Raw genomic sequence first — 20,763 nt, 5'->3', positions numbered from 1 at the left:
TACTTTATTTTTTTTTATTATCCCAAGCCTTTACAATTTTGGCTAGCAAAACATCACCACCTGCATAGAAAAAGACGGCTCCCATAGGAGGGTTTGAAGTAGGAATGTATCCAAACACATTTGGAACCCAAGCCCAACATTTGAAATAAGTCCCAACCAACTCAATAAATATAACGCAAAACGCGATAAAACAATATAAATTCTGCCAACGTTTTCTTTTTAAAAGCCAAAAAAATAAGATCCCAGATAACAATGAAAAATAATCCTTAAGAAAGAGCCCAACACCTAAAAACAAAAAGGCAAAAAATAGGAGAAAGTACTTTCTTAAATGCAATTCTTTCTCAAAAGACCAAACTGTATTAGCATATACAAAGCCCGAAGCATAAACTATGGCGTGACCAAAAGGCACATACAAAGGAATCATTGGGGTGCGATACTCATACATACCAAGTAGTTTGCAAAAGATAAGCTCTCCTATATAAGAAAGCCCAACCATCACCAACATCAATTTTCGTAAATGAGTTTTGGAAGCCAAATAAAAACCTGCAAAATAGATCAGACCCAAAACATTGGTTATCTGCCTACCATCAAAATACTGATCCGCAAAAGAAACCGAATCTATTCCTAACGCCAAAATAGTAAAAAATGGAAAACACAACGCATAAACTAATTGTATTTTTGCATTAGAATATCTGCCTTCATTAACCAAAGCCGTTACTATTTTATTCATTAAATATAACTAATTGAATTATGCTTTTCTCCTCATTAGGTTTTCACCAAACACTCTTAAAACTTCTTTCTTAGCTGTTTCTACGTCCATTTTATCCAAAGTAGCAAATGCTTTCAAGGTATATTCTTCAATAGCATCTTGTGTCAATGCATCAGCTCCTGAACGAATAAAAATAGCTTTCACCTCTTCAATTTTCTCCGTACTATCTTCCAATTGACTGGCAAACAATTGCGAAAGTGCAACTTTATCCTCAGGATTGGCAAATGCCATTGCTTTGAGGTACAAATACGTTTTTTTATTTTCAATAATGTCACCACCTACTTGTTTACCAAAAGTTTCTGGATTCCCAAAAGCATCTAAATAATCATCTTGCAACTGAAAAGCCAAACCTAAATTGAGTCCAAATTCATAAATCAATTCGGCATTTACAGTAGTAGTTTCCGCAATAATAGCGCCCATTTTCATGGCAGCAGCTACTAAAACAGCAGTTTTATACTCAATCATTTTTAAGTATTGAGGAATCGTTACATCAGTACGTTCTTCAAAATCAACATCCCATTGTTGTCCTTCACAAACTTCTAGTGCTGTTTTGCTAAACAATTTCGCCAGATCTCTAAAAATGATCGGTTCGTATTTCTCAAAATATTGATAGGCAAGAATTAACATGGCATCACCAGAAAGTATTCCTGTATTAACATTCCATTTTTCATGAACCGTTTGGTTCCCTCTGCGCAAAGGTGCATCATCCATAATATCATCATGTACTAATGAGAAATTATGAAAAACCTCAACCGCCATTGCCGCTGGAAGTGCTTTATGGTAATTTGTATTAAAAACCTCAGCCGCCATTAAAGTTAAAACAGGTCGCATTCTTTTCCCTCCTAAACTTACTATATATTGTATAGGTTCGTAAAGATTTCTTGGTTCTTTATCAATAGATTGATTTTCTAAATAATTAATAAAAAACTCTTGATACTGTAAAATAGAATGCATAAAAATAATTTTCGGCTAATTTACAGTAATCCCACTGGATTACAAACCCACGATACTAATGAAATGTCAAAAAAAACAAAAAAAACACTGGAAACTATTTTGGTGTCTAAAGTTTCCTTCATACATTTGCACCAGAATTCACAACTTAAATCAGCTCGCAGTTAGTCATTTAATTAAAAAACATCTAGTATGCCAACAAAATGGACTATAGATTCAGAACAATCGGATGTGTTAATAAAAATAAAACATTCGATAATCGCTTATATCGCGGGAACTACTAATAAATTCAAAGGTAATGTAGACATCAAAGACGACATCATTGAAAATGCATGTATTGAATTTTCATTAGATGTGAATAATAAGGAAAACACACTGGAACAAATAGATACTTATTTAAAAATCAATGATTTCATTGAGACAGAAGCATATCCTATAATTAACTTCAAATCAACTTCCTTCCAGAAAGTTAATAAAAACATCAACTTCTTAAAAGGAAATCTGACTGTAAAAAACATCACAAAAGTAATTGAGTTAGACACTACATTTTTAGGATATAATTTCTATAACGGTGTCCGAAAAGCCTCTTTTGAAGTAAAAGGAATCATCAATAGAAATGATTTTGATTTAAAAACCAATTCCATTTTTCAAAAAGACGGAATCATGCTTGGACAAGATTTACATATTGAAGCAAATTTAGAATTTACAGCATAAACACAGAAATGATAATGAAGGAGAAAATAATAAAAAAAGCAAGTGAACTTTTCCTAAAACTAGGTTTTAAAAGCATTACCATGGACGATATCGCCTGTGAAATGTGCATTTCAAAAAAAACAATTTATAAATATTTTTGTAACAAAGAAGCACTTATCAAGGAAAGCACGGCTCATGTTCACAAAGAAGTGCATCAAATCATTGAATCCATTACAACCAAAAACGATAATGCCATCACAGAAAATTTTGAAATTAGAAAAATGTTCAGTGATATGTTTCAATCCAATGACACCTCACCTATTTATCAATTAAAAAAACATTATCCTGAAATATATGCCGAGGTATTATCTATTGAAATCAATGAATGTAGCAAATGTTTTAGACAAAATATTGAGAAAGGAATAGCTTCAGGACTGTATAGAGAAGATTTAGACATTGAGGATTACGTAAAGTTTTATTACACTTTGATATTCAGCATCAATGAAAATACGAGTTCTGAAAAAGAAGCAAAAAGATTAGAACTCAGAGCACTTGAATACCATACCCGTGCGATGGCAACAGCAAAAGGAATAACAGTACTTGAAAAACAATTAGAAAACCATACTTTATGATAAAGAAGAACATACTACTAACCTCTATTTTAATAATAGCATCCATTGCAAATGCACAGGAAACAGGGAAAACCTATTCCTATAGTTTAGAACAAGCGATCATTCACGCTTTGGAGCACAACTATTCTGTTATCAATTCTGGACGGGATATAGAAGTGGCAAGACAAAAAAAATGGGAAACTACCGCTGCCGGTTTACCACAAATAAATGGAACAGTTGACTACTCAAACAATTTCTCTCTTCAACAACAAGGGGTTACTGGTGGAGGGCCATTTGGAGGTGATGAAGGCACTATTTCAACCTTTGCTTTTGGGACCAAACATAATATGAATGCCGCAGCAACTTTAAGTCAGTTGTTATTTGACGGTTCCTATATTGTGGCTTTACAAGCTTCAAAAACTTACTTACAATACTACGAAAATGCTAAAATAAAAACAGACATCGAAGTAAAGGAAATGGTGATCAACGCCTACGGTAATGTCCTTTTGGCACAAGAAAGTATTGCTATCTTAAATAAAAACAAAAATACTTTAAGCAAAACTTTATCAGACACTAAAGAAACTTTCAAAAATGGTTTGATCGAAGAAGAAAATGTAGAACAACTACAAATCACTTTAGCATCTGTAAATAGTAATTTAAACAACACAACGCGATTACTTGATATTGCATACAAAATGCTAAAAATTACTTTAGGAATCGAAATTAACGACCAGCTTATTGTAACAGACAAACTTGAAAACCTTACAAGTACTAGTATGGGAGTTGCTTTAACTTTAGATCAGTTTAATAGTAATGACAACATTGATTATCAAATAGCAACCAATTTTCAAAAACAAAGAGAGTTAGAATACAAACTAGAAAGGAGTAAATCCTTGCCTACCCTAGCAGCGAATGTAAACTTTGGATACAACTCTTTTGCCAATGAATTCAATTTTTTCTCATCGAATCAAAAGTGGTTAAATTACTCCAATTTAGGAGTGCGATTATCTGTACCTATTTTCAGCAGTTTTGCCTTCCGTGCTAAAACACAACAAGCTAAAATCGCAGTTGAACAAGCTAAAACACAATTAAACGAAACGGACCAAAAACTAAAATTACAATATGCTAATGCTAAAAGCGAATTTGATTTTGGCGTAGAAGAATTGGCAACAGCCAAAAATAATTTGGCTCTAGCGGAAAGAATAGAGAAAAAGCAACAAATTAAATTCAAAGAAGGATTGTCTTCTAGTTTTGATTTCAGTGAAGCACAAAGACAGTTGTACACGACTCAACAAAATTACCTGCAATCAATGATCAATATTATCAACAAAAAAGCAAGCTTAGAAAAATTAAACAATAAATAAAAATCAGCAATAAAGACAGATATATCATGAAAAAAACTATTTTATTAACCGTGTTTTCAATCGTACTACTCTCATGTGGAGGCGACAAAAAGAACTCAACCGAAGCGATAATCGAATCTGGAAATCTAGAACAATTGCGATTAAAACGCACTGAAATTGTAAAATCAGCAGATGAACTTTCTAAAGAATTAAAAAAAATAGATGACGCTATTAGTCTAGTCGATGAAAATCATAAAGAAACACTGATCACTACTATTACGGCAAAGGACACAGTATTCCGACACTATCTTGAGCTACAAGCCGAAGTTCAAACCAAAGAGAACTTAATCGTTAATGCACAACTTGGCGGAATATTGGAACAACTTTCTGTTAAAGAAGGACAACGAGTTTCTAAAGGACAAACTTTAGGAAGAGTAGATGATGGTGGATTGACACAACAATTATCCCAATTAGAAATTCAAGCTACTTTAGCCAAAACTACGTTTGAAAGACAAAAAAATCTTTGGGATCAAAAAATCGGTTCTGAAATTCAGTTTTTGCAAGCTAAATCTACTTATGAAGGTCAAAACAAAGCAGTGCAACAATTAAAAAAACAAATTGCTAAAACTGTGATTCAAGCACCATTCTCTGGTGTAATTGACGAAATTATTTCAGAAAAAGGAACTGTTGTAGGACCTGGAACTCCAATTTTAAGAATCATCAATCTTGGCAATATGTACCTTGAAGCTGATGTTCCTGAAAAACACATTAACACGATTAAACGTGGAACCGAGGTAATTGTAAATTTTCCAATGTTAAATGAAACGATTAAAACCAATATTACATTGGTAAACAACAACATCAATCCAGCCAATCGTTCTTTCAAAGTTCAAGTTCAAGTACCTAATAAATCAGGATTAATCAAACCCAACTTATCTTCTAAATTGAATATAAATGATTATTCGAACAAGAGTGTTGTAACGGTTCCAATGAGCATTATCTCCGAAAATTCTGAAGGAGAACAATACCTTTATATTGTTGAGAAAAGCGGAGAGAAAAATCAAACTAGAGCTAAAAAAGTAATAATCAAAACTGGAAAATCACAAGGCGATTATATTGAAATCTTGGAAGGTATCAGTGATGGTGATTTGATTATCAAAGAAGGAGCAAGAAGCGTAAAAGACGGACAAGTTGTGTCTATAACAAAATAACAAAAACATGAACAAACCAATCAAGCATAAAGAATTTAAATTCTCTTCGTTGGCCGTTGACAATAAAATGACGGTCTATGTCATCATGGCTTTGTTCTTCATTTTGGGAATTTCGGCTTATTATGCCATGCCAAGAGAAGATTTTCCTGAGATTAAGGAAACCAAAATTTACATCAGTACGGTTTACCCAGGAAATACTGCTGAAGATATCGAACGATTGATTATAGACCCTTTAGAAGAGGACATCAAAAACGTCAGTAACGTTATTAAAGTAACTTCCACTTCTCAAGAAGATTATGGAATTATTACCGTTGAATTTGACGAGAAAATTGCAGTTGAAGACGCTAAACAAAAAGTAAAAGACAAAGTTGATGCTAAAAAATCAAACGAAGACTGGCCTACTTTTAATGGTGTAAAAGTAGAACCCAATGTATTTGATTTAAACCTTTCTGAGGAAATTCCAATCTTAAACATTAATCTTTCTGGAGATTATCCAATTGAGAAATTAAAAGAATTTGGTGAATATTTGAAAGATGAAATTGAAGGTCTTTCAGAAATTAAGCAAGTAGATATTCGTGGTGCTCAAGAAAAAGAAATTGAAATTGCTGTTGATATTTTCAAAATGTCGGCTTCAAGAGTAAGTTTTGATGATATAATCAATGCCGTTCGCAATGGAAATGTAACCATGTCAGCTGGAAATATTATTTCTAGTGGACAAAGAAGAACCATAAGTATTAAAGGGGAAATTGAAAAGCCTACTGATCTAGAAAATTTTGTTGTTAAAAATGAACAAGGCCCTGTTTACCTTAAAGATGTCGCTCAAATTAGCTTCAAAAATGTTGACAAAACTACTTATGCCCGTGAGTTTGGCAAAAGTGTTGTAATGCTTGATGTCAAAAAACGAGCAGGAAAAAACATGATTGAAGCGGCTGAAAAAATTAAAACGATTCTAGCCGATTCAAAAGAAAACTATTTACCACAAGACCTGAGCGTAACATTATCAAATGATTCCTCTTCAAAAACATTGAATCAAGTAGATGATTTGGTAAACAATATTATTTTCGGAATAATACTAGTTGTCGGAGTATTGATGTTCTTCCTTGGTTTCAGGAATGCCCTTTTCGTCGGTTTTGCGATTCCGATGTCGATGTTCTTATCGTTCATGATCTTGAACGCCTTGGGCTACACCATGAATACCATGATTCTATTTGGTCTGATCATGGGACTCGGAATGCTGGTAGACAACGGAATTGTAGTTGTCGAAAACGTCTATCGACTCATGGAAGATGAAGGCATGAACAAGGTCGACGCTGCCAAAGTAGGTATTGGAGAAATTGCCGTACCAATTATAGTTTCAACCCTAACAACAGTTGCTGCATTCGTGCCACTTGGTTTATGGCCAGGAGTTATGGGGCAGTTTATGATCTATTTCCCCATAACACTTTCGGTAGTTCTAGGTTCATCCTTATTTGTTGCTATCTTTTTCAACTCTGTGTTGGTATCCCAATTTATGGATATCAAAGACAAAGTATTAAGTAAAAAACAACTCATTCGCTTAACGATTATTTTAGGTGGATTTGGAACGCTGATTCTTATTTTTGGAGGTACCGTTCGTGGTTTAGGTTCCTTAATGATATTTACTGCTGGAATGTTCTGGTTGTACAAATATGTCATCAAAGGCCATACATTGAACTTTCAACAAAATACCTTGACTAAATTAGAAAACGGTTATGAGAGATGGTTAAAATTCTTTTTATCTGGTAAAACACCATATATCGTTGTGGTAGGAATGTTTTTTCTATTCTTTGCTGTCCTAATTACCTATTTTGGATGGAGTGTTGGAAGTGGACGTACGAAAGTAGAATTTTTCCCAGACAACAAACCAAAACAAATTATTATCTATATCGAATACCCACAAGGAACCGATATCGAAAAAACAAACCAACTAACCAAGGATATCGAAAAACGAGTCTATGCTGTTTTGGATTCTAAGGAATACATCAACGAAGCAGATGGTACTAACTATTTGTCAGAGTCTGCTGTATCTCAAGTTGGTGAGGGAGCGGGAAATCCGCAAACCGATGGTGGTTCTACAGCAGAGATGCCACACAAAGCAAAAATAAAGGTTTCGATGCGAGAATACAAATTTCGTAACGGTAGAGATTCAGAGCAAATGCGATTAAAAGTACAAGCAGCACTAAAAGACATCTATCCCGGTGTTTCTATTTCTGTCGAAAAAGATGCTGCTGGTCCTCCTGCTGGTTATCCGATAAACATCGAAATAAAAGGAAATGATTATACCGAACTGATTGTAACTGCCGAAAAGATGAAAGATTTCTTAAACGGTAGAAATATCCTTGGTATTGATGAATTAAAAGTAGATGTCAACAAAGGTAAACCTGCCATGAAAGTTATAGTTGACCGTCAAAAAGCAGGTGAAATGGGAGTGTCTGCTGGACAAGTTGGCAATCAATTAAGGCGATCTGTTTTTGGAGAAAAAGCAGGAGTTTACAAAGTTGACGGTGAAGATTACGACATTAATGTTCGTTTTAATGATGAAAACCGTTATAACCAAAGTACGCTTTTCAATCAAAACATCACTTTTAGAGATATGGCTTCAGGCCAAATCAAAGAGATTCCATTGTCAACAGTAGCCTCTCAAAAAAACAGTTCTTCTTTTAGTGCTATCAAACATAGAGACTTGAACCGTGTGGTAGTATTATACTCTGCTTTATCACCTGGATTTACAGATGCCGGAGCAGTTGTAACTCAAATTCAAGCGGAAATGGCTGATTTTGACGCACCAAAAACAGTGAAATTTGATTTTACAGGACAAATTGAGGAGCAAAACAAACAAATGTCTTTCTTAATGGGAGCCTTGTTTACTGGATTGGGGTTAATTATGTTAATCTTAGTATTCCAATTTAACTCGATTTCAAAACCAGCTATTATCATGGTAGCTGTATTTTTAAGTTTCATTGGAGTATTCTTAGGATTAATGGTAACCGGATGGCCTTTCGTTATTATGATGACTATGATGGGAATTATCTCCCTCGCAGGTATTGTGGTGAATAACGGGGTGGTACTGCTGGATTATACGGAATTATTATTAAGCCGTAAAAAAGAAGAATTGAACGTACCGCAAGATACCATCTTAGCTAAAGAATATATTTTTGAAGCTATCGTAACTGGAGGAAAAGCCAGATTGAGACCTGTATTATTGACAGCAATAACCACTGTCTTAGGTTTGATTCCACTAGCGATTGGATTTAATATTGATTTCTTCTCTCTGTTTAGCACATTTGACCCGAAGATTTATATTGGAGGTGATAACGTAATTTTCTGGGGACCATTAGCGTGGACAGTAATTTTTGGATTGGTATTCGCCACCTTCCTTACTTTAATTGTAGTTCCTGTTCTATATTACTTAGTCAATCTACTTAAACTTTGGAAAAATGCTAAAAAGAAAAAATAATTAACAACTAAGAGACATAAAAAAAACCATTCTTTCGAATGGTTTTTTTTATGTCTCTTATAAAATCAGTTTTAAAATAATATTTTAAATATTAATTATTTAATAAATTTTCAGTTTTCCAGTTTTTAACGGCTACAATTTTATTATCCAAAAAATCAACTTCATTTAACGCTTCTTCACTCCAAAGGAACCACTTCCCTACTTTCTGTCCATTATTATATTCAGCTATAGCGACTTTTTTGCCATTTACATCATATGAAACCCATTCTCCATGAAGCTTTCCTTCTTTAAAAGCTCCTTTTTGTTGAATTTGACCATTATCATAATAGTAAGTAGCTACAACAGTATTGTTTGTTGCTATTTCTAATTTTGGTTTTCCTTCATTAGCAAATAACATTCCTGAAATTAACATTGCTCCTAAAATGATATATTTTTTCATGGTGTAAAAGTTTTAATGGTTTGTTTATCAAATGTAAAAACATTATTTACATTAAAAAAACAATTTGGTAACAATTTAATAACATTGTTAAAAGCTTAACATTGGAATGTTTTTTTTCATAAAAAAAGGCTCTCGAAAATAATCCGAAAGCCTTACTCATTTAAATAGAATTCTCTAATCTATTAGTTATCATCAGCAATAGCCTCTCTTTTCCAGTTTTTCACAGAAGCAATTCTATTATTTGAATAATCAACTTCATTCAAAGAACTACGGTTCCAGTGAAACCACTTACCTACTTTTTTTCCTTGATCATAATTGGCAATTGCCGTTTTATTCCCTGTCTCATCATAGGAAATCCATTCACCTTGAAGTTTCCCGTTTTTAAAGAATCCTTCTTGCATAACTCCCCCATTATCATGATAATAAGTAGCTTTCACCATCTTATTTACGGCTTCCAACTTAGGTTGAATATTTTGAGAGAATAATATTCCCGAAACTAACATTAGTGTAATTATTATATATTTTTTCATTTTTATAAGTTTTAGTGGTTAATACTACAAAGATACAGTTAGATTTTACATTAAAAAAACAATTTAATAACAATTTGGTAACATTGGTAAAAACTTAACATTGGAAAAAGAACTGAAAATGAAAACCTGAACAAAAAATTAAAATTCTGAATCCATTCTTCATAATTAGTCCTAAATTTGCAGACGAGCCTAAAACGGCGAAATAATATAAAATTTTTGATATGTATAGAAGTCATAATTGCGGCGAACTGAACGCATCACACATAAATACGGAAGTAACCTTAGCAGGTTGGGTACAAAAATCTAGAGACAAAGGTTTTATGAACTGGGTTGATTTAAGAGACCGTTACGGTATCACTCAACTTATTTTTGACGAAGGTCGTACTGAAAAAACTGTTTTTGAATTAGCAAAAACCTTAGGTCGTGAATTTGTCATTCAAGTAAAAGGTACCGTAATTGAGCGTGAAGCTAAAAACAAAAACATTCCAACGGGTGAAATCGAAATTTTAGTTACAGAATTAAACATCCTTAATACAGCTTTAACTCCTCCCTTCACTATTGAAGATGAAACGGACGGTGGTGAAGACATCCGGATGAAATACAGATACTTAGATATTAGAAGAAACCCTGTGAAAAACAGTTTGTTATTCCGTCACAAAGTTTCTATGGAAGTGCGTAAGTACCTTTCTGATTTAGATTTCTGCGAAGTAGAAACGCCTTACTTAATCAAATCTACTCCTGAGGGAGCTAGAGATTTTGTAGTTCCTTCCCGTATGAACGAAGGACAGTTTTATGCATTGCCACAATCACCACAAACCTTCAAACAATTATTGATGATCGGTGGAATGGATAAATATTTCCAAATTGTGAAATGTTTTCGTGACGAAGACTTACGTGCAGACAGACAACCGGAATTCACGCAAATTGACTGCGAAATGGCATTTGTAGATCAAGAAGATATTTTGAATATTTTTGAAGGCCTAACACGTCACTTACTAAAAGAAATAAAAGGTGTTGAAGTAGATAAATTCCCTCGTATGACGTATGAGCACGCGATGAAAACCTACGGTAACGACAAACCAGACATTCGTTTCGGAATGGAGTTTGGGGAATTGAACGAATTTGCGCAACACAAAGAATTCCCAGTTTTCAACGCTGCTGAATTAGTAGTAGGAATTGCAGTTCCAGGAGCAGGAAGCTATACAAGAAAAGAAATCGATGCTTTAATTGACTGGGTTAAACGTCCTCAAGTGGGTGCATCTGGAATGGTGTATGCAAAATGCAACGAAGACGGAACGTACAAATCATCCGTGGATAAATTTTACGACCAAGCCGATTTAGCCAATTGGGCAAAAATAACTGGTGCAGTAGCAGGAGACATGATATTTGTATTGTCTGGACCAGCAAACAAAACTAGAACACAACTTTCTGCACTAAGAATGGAATTAGCAACTCGCTTAGGATTAAGAAAACCAGAGGAATTCGCACCTTTATGGGTAGTTGATTTCCCTTTATTAGAATTTGACGAAGAAAGTGGTCGTTATCATGCCATGCACCACCCATTTACTTCACCAAAGCCAGAAGACATGCATTTGCTGGAAACTGACCCAGGAACAGTGCGTGCCAATGCTTATGATATGGTATTGAACGGAAATGAAATTGGAGGTGGTTCAATACGTATTCACGATAAAGAAACACAACAATTAATGTTTAAATATTTAGGTTTCACCGAAGAAGAAGCTAAAGCACAATTTGGCTTCCTAATGGATGCATTCCAATTTGGAGCACCACCACACGGAGGTTTGGCATTTGGTTTGGATCGTCTGGTTGCTATTTTAGGTGGACAAGAAACTATCAGAGATTTTATTGCTTTCCCAAAAAATAATTCAGGAAGAGACGTTATGATTGATGCTCCATCAGCAATTGATAGTTCACAATTAAACGAGTTACATATTAATTTAAATGTAAAAAAATAAGCGAAAACGCTGAAAATCAATTATTTTTACAAAAAAACAAACAAATTTAGTATTCGTATTATATTAAATATTACATTTGCCTCATTATAAATTATTATTACTATTACAATGCGTACAGGTACAGTTAAATTTTTCAATGAGTCTAAAGGTTACGGATTCATTACAGACGAAGAAACAGGAAAAGACATTTTCGTTCACGCTTCAGGAATCAACGCGGAAGAATTACGCGAAGGTGACAGAGTAAGTTACGAAGAAGAAGAAGGAAGAAAAGGAAAGGTTGCAGCTCAAGTAGCAGTTATCTAAGAATAAAAATTAGTTTTTATTACCAAAGAATGTTTAAAGACGTTCCAACATATGTTGGAACGTCTTTTTTTTTACAATAAAAGTAAAATAACCGCTGTTTTATTACAATATCACATTATTTAGATTGTAAATATTTAAGAAAATATTATAACTTATTATTAAAATTATGTTGTGATTTACTTGTTCGAATTATATCTTTGTAGCTACGTAACAATATTATAACAAAAAACATGCTAACTGACCAATTAAATTACATTCCAATATTGATGCAATGCCTACTAGCAGTAGGGTTTGTAGTTGGAACCATAATTGTTTCTGGAAAATTAGGACCAAAGAGAAGGTCTGAAATAAAAGACAGAAATTTTGAGTGCGGAATAGAATCCGTAGGAAATGCCCGTATTCCGTTTTCAGTAAAGTATTTCTTGGTAGCCATTTTGTTTGTATTATTTGATGTAGAGGTAATTTTTCTATATCCATGGGCGATTAATTTTAAGGAATTAGGAATCGAAGGACTGATTAAAATGGTAATTTTTATGCTTTTACTCTTGGTAGGTTTTTTCTACATCATCAAGAAAAAAGCATTAGACTGGGAATAACCCCAACCCCAAAGGGGAAATAAATTTTTACAATTATTCTAAATTTTTTAGATAAAATATAAAGTTAAGAATTCACAACTCATAACTCATAACTTTTACAAAATGAGCGATTCTAATACAAAGATGGTTGCGCCACCAGAAGGCGTTGTTGGAGAAGGTTTTTTCGCTACTAAATTGAATGATGTGGTAGGACTAGCAAGAGCAAACTCTCTTTGGCCTTTACCCTTCGCAACTTCTTGTTGTGGAATTGAATTTATGGCAACGATGGCCTCTCACTATGATTTAGCACGATTTGGCTCTGAACGCGTGAGTTTTTCTCCTCGTCAAGCAGATATGTTGATGGTAATGGGAACTATTTCTAAAAAAATGGGACCTATTCTACGTCAAGTATATGAGCAAATGGCAGAACCTCGTTGGGTAATTGCTGTTGGCGCTTGCGCTTCATCAGGTGGGATTTTTGACACTTACTCAGTTTTACAAGGTATTGACAAAGTAATTCCAGTGGACGTTTATGTACCAGGATGTCCACCAAGACCAGAACAAATTGTTGATGGAGTAATGAAATTACAAGAATTAGTAAGATCAGAATCTGTGAGACGTAGAAGTTCACCGGAATACCAAGAATTATTAGCTTCATACAATATCAAATAAAAATGGCATTAGAAACAGCTCAAATTCAAGATAAAATATCAGCTACTTTTAGCGATATTCTTTTTATTTTCAAACAAGAAAGAGACATATTATCCGTAGAAGTTCCTGCAGATAAAATAAGTGCCATTATACTTTTCTTAAAAAATGATCCCGAATTACGTTTTAACTTCTTAACGGATTTATGCGGTGTGCATTATCCAGAAAACGAAGCAGACAGACAAATGGTAATCGTGTATCATATGCATAACTGGTATGAGAATACTAGAATCAGAATCAAAGCCTTCATCAACGGACAAACTCCAGAAATAAAAACAATAAGCACTATCTTCCCTTCCGCAAACTGGATGGAAAGGGAAACTTATGATTTTTACGGTGTAAACTTTGTTGGGCATCCACAATTAAAGAGAATCTTAAACATGGATGAAATGGTTTCCTTTCCGATGCGAAAAGAATTCCCATTAGAAGATGGCGGACGTACAGATAAGGACGATCGTTTCTTTGGAAGAACCGCTAGCAATAGCTAGAAAATACAAAAAATATAATTTTTCACATACTATAAATGTCAGAACTATTATTACCACCAGAGCATCGCTATGCTAAAATAATGAAAGAGAAACTAAATGAAGACGGAAGCGAGCTTTCGATTCTGAATTTAGGACCTACACACCCTGCTACACACGGTATTTTCCAAAATATCTTGTTGATGGATGGTGAACGTATTTTAGAAGCAGAGCCAACCATTGGATACATTCACCGTGCATTTGAAAAAATCGCTGAGAATCGTCCTTTCTACCAAATCACTCCACTTACAGACCGAATGAACTATTGCTCCTCTCCTATCAACAATATGGGATGGTGGATGACCTTAGAAAAACTATTAGATATTGATGTTCCTAAACGTGCGCAATACTTACGTGTTATCGTAATGGAATTGGCTAGAATCACAGACCACATTATTTGCAACTCTATCTTAGGTGTGGATACTGGTGCTTATACTGGTTTCTTATATGTTTTTCAATTTAGAGAAAAAGTATACGAAATCTACGAAGAGATTTGTGGCGCTCGTTTGACTACAAATATGGGTCGAATAGGTGGTTTCGAAAGAGACTGGACACCAAAAGCATTCGAATTATTAAACACTTTTCTTGAAGAGTTTCCTCCAGCTTGGAAAGAATTCGAAAACCTATTCGAAAGAAATAGAATTTTTATTGATAGAACTGTAAATGTAGGACCAATCACTGCCGAAAAAGCAATGGCTTACGGATTTACAGGGCCAAACTTACGTGCTGCAGGTGTAGATTACGACGTACGTGTTGCACAACCTTATAGTTCTTATGAAGATTTCGAATTTGATATTCCAGTAGGGCAATCAGGTGATACTTACGACCGTTTTTGCGTTCGTAATGCCGAAGTTTGGGAAAGTTTGAGCATCATTCGTCAAGCGTTGGCAAAAATGCCAGCAGGAAATGAATACCATGCCGAAGTTCCTGATTATTACCTTCCTCCAAAAGAAGATGTTTACAATAATATGGAATCTTTGATTTACCATTTCAAGATTGTAATGGGTGAAGTTCCTATTCCAGTTGCCGAAATTTATCATCCTGTTGAAGGGGGTAACGGTGAACTAGGATTCTACTTGGTAACAGACGGAAGCCGTACTCCTTATAGATTACACTTCAGAAGGCCTTGCTTTATTTACTACCAAGCGTATCCAGATATGATTAAAGGAGCAATGTTATCCGATGCGATTGTAATCTTGTCGAGTTTGAATGTAATTGCAGGAGAATTAGACGCATAAAAAAATTTCAGATTGCAGATTAACGATTTTTGATCGCAGATTTAAAAGAAAATGGAAAAAACACATTACAAACAAGAAATAAACATGACTCCTGAGTTAATGGCACGCATAGAAGAATTATGCAGTCATTACCCAGCAGACAAACGTAAATCAGCTTTACTACCGGTTTTACATGACGTTCAAGACGCTCATGACAACTGGTTGAGTATTGAATTACAAGATAAAGTAGCCGATATTTTACAAATCCTACCAATCGAAGTTTACGAAGTGGTAACATTTTACACGATGTACAACCGCAGACCTATTGGAAAATACATGTTTGAATTCTGTCAAACGTCTTCTTGTTGCTTAAGAGGAACAGAAGATTTAATGGATTATACTTGTGAAAAATTGGGTGTAAAGATAGGTGAACCAACTGCAGACGGACTTTTTGAAGTTCGCGGTGTAGAATGTTTGGGTGCTTGCGGTTATGCTCCAATGATGCAACTAGGTGATTTTTATAAAGAAAATCTAACCAAAGACAAAATCGATCAAATTATTGATGATTGTAGAGATAATAAAATAATATTACACGATAAATAAGATGTCAAAAAAAATATTATTAGACCAAATAAACGTTCCAGGAATCAGAACTTACGAAGTCTATCGCAAAGAAGGTGGTTACGCCTCTGTTGAGAAAGCTATAAAAGCGATGACTCCGGACGAAGTAGTTGAAGAAGTAAAAAAATCAGGACTTCGTGGTCGTGGTGGTGCGGGTTTCCCTGCTGGAATGAAATGGAGTTTTATTGACAAAAAATCAGGAAAACCAAGACATCTAGTTTGTAATGCCGACGAATCTGAGCCAGGAACTTTCAAAGACCGTTATTTGATGGAGTTTCTCCCTCATTTATTGATCGAAGGAATGATTACTTCTAGTTTTGCTTTGGGAGCCAACCTATCATATATCTACATTCGTGGAGAATACATGTGGGTTTACAAAATATTAGAAAGAGCCATTGCCGAAGCGAAAGCAGCAGGATGGCTAGGAAAAAATATATTAGGGTCTGGTTACGACTTAGAACTTCATGTTCATTGTGGTGCTGGAGCTTATATCTGCGGTGAAGAAACAGCTTTGATCGAATCTTTGGAAGGAAAAAGAGGAAATCCACGTATCAAACCACCTTTCCCGGCAGTATCGGGATTGTGGGCAAACCCAACAGTTGTAAACAATGTAGAAACAATTGCATCTGTGCCTTGGATTGTAAACAATTCGGGGGATGATTATGCAAAAATTGGAGTGGGTCGTTCTACTGGGACTAAATTAATTTCGGCTTCGGGACATGTAAAAAATCCTGGTGTATACGAAATCGAATTGGGTCTTACTGTAGACGAGTTCATGAACTCAGACGAATATTTAGGCGGAATGTATTCTGACCGACCATTAAAAGCGTTGATTCCTGGTGGGTCATCGGTGCCCATTTTACCAGCTGATTTGATTTATAAAACTACAAATGGTGAAGACCGTTTGATGACTTATGAATCCTTAAGTGATGGTGGATTTGCAACAGGATCTATGTTAGGTTCTGGAGGTTTTATTGTTTATGATGACACCGCTTGTATCGTACGTAACACTTGGAATTTCTCTCGTTTTTACCACCACGAAAGTTGTGGTCAATGTACTCCTTGCCGTGAAGGTACTGGATGGTTGGAAAAAGTTTTATGGAGAATCGAAAACGGTCAAGGTCGTGAGGAAGATATCGATTTACTATGGAGTATTCAAAGTAAAATCGAAGGAAACACGATTTGTCCATTAGGTGACGCGGCTTCATGGCCAGTAGCAGCAGCTATCCGTCATTTTAGAGAAGAATTTGAATATCATATTCGTTTCCCTGAAAAAATTAAAAATAGAAATCACTTTGTAGCAGAACCATTTTCGCAAGTAAAGCATTTGGTAACGAAGCAAACGGTATAAAATAGTTTCAAGTTTCAAGTTTTTTTAGTTTCACGTACCGCACCTGAAACTTTAAACCTTAAACTAAAAAAACAAAATTACGATGAAAGTAACAATAGACGGTCAAGAGATTGAAGTTGAAGCAGGAACAACCATCTTGCAAGCAGCACGTAAGTTAGGTGGAGAATCAGTTCCGCCAGCGATGTGCTATTATTCAAAACTAAAAGGAAGCGGTGGAAAATGCCGTTGTTGTTTGGTTGAAGTTGCAAAAGGTAGTGATGCTGACCCAAGACCGATGCCAAAATTAATGGCTTCGTGTGTTACAGGTTGCATGGACGGTATGGAAATTAACAGTAAAAACTCAGACAGAGTGCGTGAAGCAAGAGAATCTGTTACCGAGTTTTTGTTAATCAACCACCCTTTGGATTGCCCAGTTTGTGATCAAGCAGGAGAATGCGATTTGCAGAACCTAAGTTTTGAACACGGGAAATCAAAAACTCGTTTTATCGAAGAAAAAAGAACATTTGAACCAGAAGATATTGGTCCAAATATTCAATTACATATGAACCGATGTATTTTGTGTCAAAGATGTGTGCAAGTTGCCGATCAATTGACAGATAATAGAGTACACGGAGTAATGGACAGAGGAGATCATGCGAATATTTCGACTTGTATCTCTAAAGCCATTGACAATGAATTTTCTGGAAATATGATTGATGTATGTCCAGTAGGTGCTTTGACTGATAAAACTTTCCGTTTCAAATCGAGAGTTTGGTTTGACAAACCTTACAACGCACACAGAGAATGTAAGACTCCAGGATGTTGTGGAAAAACAACAATTTGGATGTTTGGTGAAGAAATTCAACGTGTTACTGGTCGCAAAGATGAGTACCATGAAGTAGAAGAATTCATTTGTAACAGTTGTCGTTTTGACCACAAACAACCCTCTGACTGGGTAATTGAAGGGCCAAGAAAATTCGAAAAAGATTCGGTTATCAATCAAAACAATTACACTCAGAAATTAGAAACGGTAACCATCAATACTGAAGAAGGAATCTTAAAAGGTAGAGAAGGCGACCGTAAAAAAATCAGTATGTCTGATATTGGTTATGATGAAAAAATTGACGGTGAAAAATTAAATTCTGATAAATAATGGATAGTGCATTTATAATAGAAAAAAGCATCGTTATCCTAGTGGTTTTTGCAATTACAATGGTAATGGCAATGTATTCCACTTTGGCAGAGCGTAAAGTTGCCGCTTGGTTGCAAGACCGTATTGGTCCCAACAGAGCGGGTAAAGGTGGAATTTTACAACCGCTTGCTGATGGTTTGAAATTGTTTGCAAAAGAAGAATTTGAACCTAACACTCCCAACTTATTTTTGTTTTACACAGGGCCAGCAATAGCCATGAGTACGGCATTGATGACGAGTGCTGTTATTCCGTGGGGAGATAAGATTCATGTGTTTGGGAGAGACGTTATCTTGCAAGCTACTGATATTGATGTGGCATTGTTATACGTTTTTGGAGTAATATCTTTAGGTGTTTACGGAATCATGATTGGTGGATGGGCATCAAACAATAAATTCTCTTTGATTGGAGCAGTTCGTGCGGCCTCACAAATGGTTTCTTATGAAGTTGCCATGGGATTGTCAATCATCGCATTGTTGATGATGACAGGAACATTGAGTTTGAGAGAAATTGCAGCGCAACAATCTGGAATGAATTGGAATGTATTTTACCAACCGCTTTCATTTTTTATCTTTTTGATTTGTGCTTTCGCAGAAACAAACAGAACGCCATTTGACTTAGCGGAATGTGAAACAGAATTAATTGGAGGTTACCATACAGAATATTCATCTATGAAAATGGGTTTTTACCTTTTTGCTGAATATGCAAATATGTTCATCTCTTCTACTATTTTGGCAGTATTGTTCTTTGGAGCTTACAACTATCCTGGAATGCAATGGGTTGTTGAAAACTGGGGCGTAAATATTGGAAACGTAATCGGAATTGGAGTATTGTTTTCAAAAATATGTTTCTTCATCTTTTTCTACATGTGGGTGAGATGGACTATTCCAAGATTTAGATATGACCAATTGATGCATTTGGGATGGAGAATATTAATTCCGTTGTCTATTTTGAATATCATTATTACAGGAGTTGTAATGTTGAGATCAGAGATCGCAGTGTTTTTGGGATTTTAATATTTGATTGAAAAACATATAAGTTTTTTAAATCCTATAAGAGATATAAGAACATTTAAGTTGTGAAGATTTAAAAACAGATCTTCAAATTGAAATTTAAATATAATTAATAGCACAATGCCCTAGCCCTGATAGAAGTGAAAATCCTTTTATTTTTTTCTTTAAAAAATAAAAGATTGCAACGGATAGCAGGAATAGCTACAAAAAAATAAATTAAACAAAAATGGCAATAGAAACCATATCCTTATCGGGAAGAAAAAAGCAAGTCTCGCACAAAGAGATGAGTTTTTTGGAACGGATGTACCTCATTGCAATCTTTAAGGGATTGTGGATTACATTGAAACATTTGTTCACCAGAAAAGTTACGATTCAGTATCCTGAGCAAGTACGTGAAATGAGTCCTGTGTATCGTGGGCAACACCAGTTGAAACGCGATGAACAAGGTAGAGAAAACTGTACGGCTTGTGGTTTGTGTGCTTTGTCATGTCCTGCGGAGGCCATCACGATGAAAGCTGCGGAACGTAAAGCAGATGAAAAACACTTGTACCGTGAGGAGAAATATGCGGAAATATATGAAATCAATATGTTGCGTTGTATTTTTTGTGGGTTGTGTGAAGAGGCTTGTCCGAAAGATGCTATTTACTTGACTACATCAAAACTTTTGGTCGCTTCTAGCTACGAAAGAGAAGATTTCATCTATGGAAAAGATAAATTAGTAATGCCTCTTGATGTGGCGATGCAAAATACTCAACTTAAAAACGCTAATTAATGTCAACAGTACTTATTATATTTTGTGTTTTGGGCGCTATTACATTGTCAACAGCTTTTTTGACAGTTTTTAGTAGAAACCCTATTCACAGTGCACTTTACCTTGTAATTTGTTTTTTCTCGATTGCAGGTCATTACTTATTATTGAATTCCCAGTTTTTGGCAATTGTACACGTGATTGTGTATTCGGGAGCGATTATGATTTTATTCTTGTTTACCATCATGTTGATGAATTTGAACGAAAAGAAAGAAGTCCATCGCCCAAGGATTACGAGATTGGGAGCGATTGTCGCTTTTAGTTTAATCTGTATTGTTTTGATTCTTATTTTCATAAATTCGAAACCAATTGTGGGTGAATACACTTCTACTGGTCAAGATTACCAATCGATAAAAGTACTTGGAAAAGTATTATTGAACGAATACATGGTTCCTTTTGAATTTGCGTCTGTACTATTATTAGTTGCAATGATTGGAGCGGTATTATTGTCTAAGAAAGAAAAAATAGAAAAATAAA

At 34.9% G+C, this 20,763-nt stretch carries 21 protein-coding genes; 17 read left to right on the top strand and 4 right to left on the bottom strand.

Going from position 1 to position 20,763, the window contains the following annotated elements:
• Positions 1 to 4: 4 nt before the first annotated feature.
• Together ABZP37_RS05225 and ABZP37_RS05220 are read right to left on the bottom strand one after the other, a co-directional pair.
• The gene (locus tag ABZP37_RS05225; protein ID WP_366186218.1) at positions 5 to 730 is read right to left on the bottom strand and encodes a hypothetical protein; all 726 of its coding nucleotides are present in this window, start codon (positions 728 to 730) and stop codon (positions 5 to 7) included.
• Between the two features lie 18 nt (positions 731 to 748).
• Entirely contained in the window at positions 749 to 1,723 is a 975-nt protein-coding gene (locus ABZP37_RS05220) for a polyprenyl synthetase family protein (protein ID WP_366186217.1), read from the bottom strand.
• Between the two features lie 189 nt (positions 1,724 to 1,912).
• Between ABZP37_RS05220 and ABZP37_RS05215 the strand changes: the two genes are divergently transcribed.
• Genes ABZP37_RS05215 through ABZP37_RS05195 form a run of 5 tightly spaced genes read left to right on the top strand, consistent with a single transcriptional unit; the run spans position 1,913 to position 9,053 of the window.
• Positions 1,913 to 2,434, top strand: coding sequence for a YceI family protein (locus ABZP37_RS05215; protein WP_366186215.1), 522 nt, complete (start codon positions 1,913 to 1,915; stop codon positions 2,432 to 2,434).
• A 14-nt stretch (positions 2,435 to 2,448) separates the two neighbouring features.
• Positions 2,449 to 3,045 carry a TetR/AcrR family transcriptional regulator gene (locus ABZP37_RS05210; RefSeq protein WP_366186213.1) on the top strand — a complete coding sequence of 199 codons (597 nt, stop codon included), beginning with the start codon at positions 2,449 to 2,451 and terminating at the stop codon, positions 3,043 to 3,045.
• Positions 3,042 to 4,388, top strand: a complete 1,347-nt coding sequence (locus ABZP37_RS05205) for a TolC family protein (protein ID WP_366186211.1) — start codon at positions 3,042 to 3,044, stop codon at positions 4,386 to 4,388. The genes ABZP37_RS05210 and ABZP37_RS05205 overlap by 4 nt, the downstream gene beginning before the upstream one ends.
• 26 nt (positions 4,389 to 4,414) lie before the next feature.
• A complete protein-coding gene (locus tag ABZP37_RS05200; RefSeq protein WP_366186209.1) occupies positions 4,415 to 5,578 on the top strand; it encodes an efflux RND transporter periplasmic adaptor subunit in 1,164 nt (387 codons plus the stop codon).
• 7 nt (positions 5,579 to 5,585) lie between these two features.
• On the top strand, positions 5,586 to 9,053 hold the full coding sequence (locus tag ABZP37_RS05195) for an efflux RND transporter permease subunit (protein WP_366186208.1): 3,468 nt from the start codon (positions 5,586 to 5,588) through the stop codon (positions 9,051 to 9,053).
• A gap of 91 nt (positions 9,054 to 9,144) precedes the next feature.
• Here ABZP37_RS05195 and ABZP37_RS05190 read toward each other — a convergent pair whose 3' ends face one another.
• Positions 9,145 to 9,492, bottom strand: a complete 348-nt coding sequence (locus ABZP37_RS05190) for a membrane-binding protein (protein ID WP_366186206.1) — start codon at positions 9,490 to 9,492, stop codon at positions 9,145 to 9,147.
• A gap of 182 nt (positions 9,493 to 9,674) precedes the next feature.
• Entirely contained in the window at positions 9,675 to 10,022 is a 348-nt protein-coding gene (locus tag ABZP37_RS05185) for a membrane-binding protein (protein ID WP_366186204.1), read from the bottom strand.
• A gap of 221 nt (positions 10,023 to 10,243) precedes the next feature.
• Between ABZP37_RS05185 and aspS the strand changes: the two genes are divergently transcribed.
• The 12 genes from aspS (at position 10,244) to ABZP37_RS05125 (ending at position 20,762) form a co-directional block, all read left to right on the top strand.
• Positions 10,244 to 11,998: an aspartate--tRNA ligase gene (gene aspS, locus ABZP37_RS05180; protein ID WP_366186202.1), complete on the top strand. Its 1,755-nt coding sequence runs from the start codon at positions 10,244 to 10,246 to the stop codon at positions 11,996 to 11,998.
• A gap of 108 nt (positions 11,999 to 12,106) precedes the next feature.
• A complete protein-coding gene (locus ABZP37_RS05175; RefSeq protein WP_108739554.1) occupies positions 12,107 to 12,301 on the top strand; it encodes a cold-shock protein in 195 nt (64 codons plus the stop codon).
• A 230-nt stretch (positions 12,302 to 12,531) separates the two neighbouring features.
• Positions 12,532 to 12,897: an NADH-quinone oxidoreductase subunit A gene (locus tag ABZP37_RS05170; protein ID WP_366186200.1), complete on the top strand. Its 366-nt coding sequence runs from the start codon at positions 12,532 to 12,534 to the stop codon at positions 12,895 to 12,897.
• 102 nt (positions 12,898 to 12,999) lie between these two features.
• Positions 13,000 to 13,548 (top strand): NADH-quinone oxidoreductase subunit B, encoded by a 549-nt coding sequence (locus ABZP37_RS05165; RefSeq protein ID WP_366186199.1) that lies wholly within the window; start codon positions 13,000 to 13,002, stop codon positions 13,546 to 13,548.
• Positions 13,549 to 13,550: 2 nt separating this feature from the next.
• On the top strand, positions 13,551 to 14,072 hold the full coding sequence (locus ABZP37_RS05160; protein ID WP_366186197.1) for an NADH-quinone oxidoreductase subunit C: 522 nt from the start codon (positions 13,551 to 13,553) through the stop codon (positions 14,070 to 14,072).
• 35 nt (positions 14,073 to 14,107) lie between these two features.
• On the top strand, positions 14,108 to 15,346 hold the full coding sequence (locus tag ABZP37_RS05155; protein WP_366186195.1) for an NADH-quinone oxidoreductase subunit D: 1,239 nt from the start codon (positions 14,108 to 14,110) through the stop codon (positions 15,344 to 15,346).
• A 51-nt stretch (positions 15,347 to 15,397) separates the two neighbouring features.
• Entirely contained in the window at positions 15,398 to 15,928 is a 531-nt protein-coding gene (locus tag ABZP37_RS05150) for an NAD(P)H-dependent oxidoreductase subunit E (protein WP_366186193.1), read from the top strand.
• Between the two features lies 1 nt (position 15,929).
• Positions 15,930 to 17,297 carry an NADH-quinone oxidoreductase subunit NuoF gene (gene nuoF / locus ABZP37_RS05145; RefSeq protein WP_366186191.1) on the top strand — a complete coding sequence of 456 codons (1,368 nt, stop codon included), beginning with the start codon at positions 15,930 to 15,932 and terminating at the stop codon, positions 17,295 to 17,297.
• A gap of 82 nt (positions 17,298 to 17,379) precedes the next feature.
• Positions 17,380 to 18,429 carry a 2Fe-2S iron-sulfur cluster-binding protein gene (locus ABZP37_RS05140; protein ID WP_366186190.1) on the top strand — a complete coding sequence of 350 codons (1,050 nt, stop codon included), beginning with the start codon at positions 17,380 to 17,382 and terminating at the stop codon, positions 18,427 to 18,429.
• Positions 18,429 to 19,481, top strand: a complete 1,053-nt coding sequence (gene nuoH / locus ABZP37_RS05135) for an NADH-quinone oxidoreductase subunit NuoH (RefSeq protein WP_366186188.1) — start codon at positions 18,429 to 18,431, stop codon at positions 19,479 to 19,481. The genes ABZP37_RS05140 and nuoH overlap by 1 nt, the downstream gene beginning before the upstream one ends.
• A 223-nt stretch (positions 19,482 to 19,704) precedes the next feature.
• Positions 19,705 to 20,250 carry an NADH-quinone oxidoreductase subunit I gene (locus tag ABZP37_RS05130; RefSeq protein WP_366186187.1) on the top strand — a complete coding sequence of 182 codons (546 nt, stop codon included), beginning with the start codon at positions 19,705 to 19,707 and terminating at the stop codon, positions 20,248 to 20,250.
• Positions 20,250 to 20,762 (top strand): NADH-quinone oxidoreductase subunit J, encoded by a 513-nt coding sequence (locus ABZP37_RS05125; protein ID WP_366186186.1) that lies wholly within the window; start codon positions 20,250 to 20,252, stop codon positions 20,760 to 20,762. Before ABZP37_RS05130 ends, ABZP37_RS05125 begins: the two co-directional genes overlap by 1 nt.
• Position 20,763: the final 1 nt, after the last annotated feature.

It is taken from the genome of Flavobacterium ovatum (assembly GCF_040703125.1).
Lineage (GTDB): Bacteria > Bacteroidota > Bacteroidia > Flavobacteriales > Flavobacteriaceae > Flavobacterium > Flavobacterium ovatum.
The sequence above is the reverse complement of the archived record's forward strand: the minus strand, read 5'-3'. Positions and strand labels throughout refer to the sequence as shown.

Coding starts and splice junctions, on each gene's coding strand:
- ABZP37_RS05225 (WP_366186218.1), bottom strand. CDS start 730: ATGAATAAAATAGTAACGGCTTTGGTTAATGAAGGCAGATATTCTAAT.
- ABZP37_RS05220 (WP_366186217.1), bottom strand. CDS start 1,723: ATGCATTCTATTTTACAGTATCAAGAGTTTTTTATTAATTATTTAGAA.
- ABZP37_RS05215 (WP_366186215.1), top strand. CDS start 1,913: ATGCCAACAAAATGGACTATAGATTCAGAACAATCGGATGTGTTAATA.
- ABZP37_RS05210 (WP_366186213.1), top strand. CDS start 2,449: ATGAAGGAGAAAATAATAAAAAAAGCAAGTGAACTTTTCCTAAAACTA.
- ABZP37_RS05205 (WP_366186211.1), top strand. CDS start 3,042: ATGATAAAGAAGAACATACTACTAACCTCTATTTTAATAATAGCATCC.
- ABZP37_RS05200 (WP_366186209.1), top strand. CDS start 4,415: ATGAAAAAAACTATTTTATTAACCGTGTTTTCAATCGTACTACTCTCA.
- ABZP37_RS05195 (WP_366186208.1), top strand. CDS start 5,586: ATGAACAAACCAATCAAGCATAAAGAATTTAAATTCTCTTCGTTGGCC.
- ABZP37_RS05190 (WP_366186206.1), bottom strand. CDS start 9,492: ATGAAAAAATATATCATTTTAGGAGCAATGTTAATTTCAGGAATGTTA.
- ABZP37_RS05185 (WP_366186204.1), bottom strand. CDS start 10,022: ATGAAAAAATATATAATAATTACACTAATGTTAGTTTCGGGAATATTA.
- aspS (WP_366186202.1), top strand. CDS start 10,244: ATGTATAGAAGTCATAATTGCGGCGAACTGAACGCATCACACATAAAT.
- ABZP37_RS05175 (WP_108739554.1), top strand. CDS start 12,107: ATGCGTACAGGTACAGTTAAATTTTTCAATGAGTCTAAAGGTTACGGA.
- ABZP37_RS05170 (WP_366186200.1), top strand. CDS start 12,532: ATGCTAACTGACCAATTAAATTACATTCCAATATTGATGCAATGCCTA.
- ABZP37_RS05165 (WP_366186199.1), top strand. CDS start 13,000: ATGAGCGATTCTAATACAAAGATGGTTGCGCCACCAGAAGGCGTTGTT.
- ABZP37_RS05160 (WP_366186197.1), top strand. CDS start 13,551: ATGGCATTAGAAACAGCTCAAATTCAAGATAAAATATCAGCTACTTTT.
- ABZP37_RS05155 (WP_366186195.1), top strand. CDS start 14,108: ATGTCAGAACTATTATTACCACCAGAGCATCGCTATGCTAAAATAATG.
- ABZP37_RS05150 (WP_366186193.1), top strand. CDS start 15,398: ATGGAAAAAACACATTACAAACAAGAAATAAACATGACTCCTGAGTTA.
- nuoF (WP_366186191.1), top strand. CDS start 15,930: ATGTCAAAAAAAATATTATTAGACCAAATAAACGTTCCAGGAATCAGA.
- ABZP37_RS05140 (WP_366186190.1), top strand. CDS start 17,380: ATGAAAGTAACAATAGACGGTCAAGAGATTGAAGTTGAAGCAGGAACA.
- nuoH (WP_366186188.1), top strand. CDS start 18,429: ATGGATAGTGCATTTATAATAGAAAAAAGCATCGTTATCCTAGTGGTT.
- ABZP37_RS05130 (WP_366186187.1), top strand. CDS start 19,705: ATGGCAATAGAAACCATATCCTTATCGGGAAGAAAAAAGCAAGTCTCG.
- ABZP37_RS05125 (WP_366186186.1), top strand. CDS start 20,250: ATGTCAACAGTACTTATTATATTTTGTGTTTTGGGCGCTATTACATTG.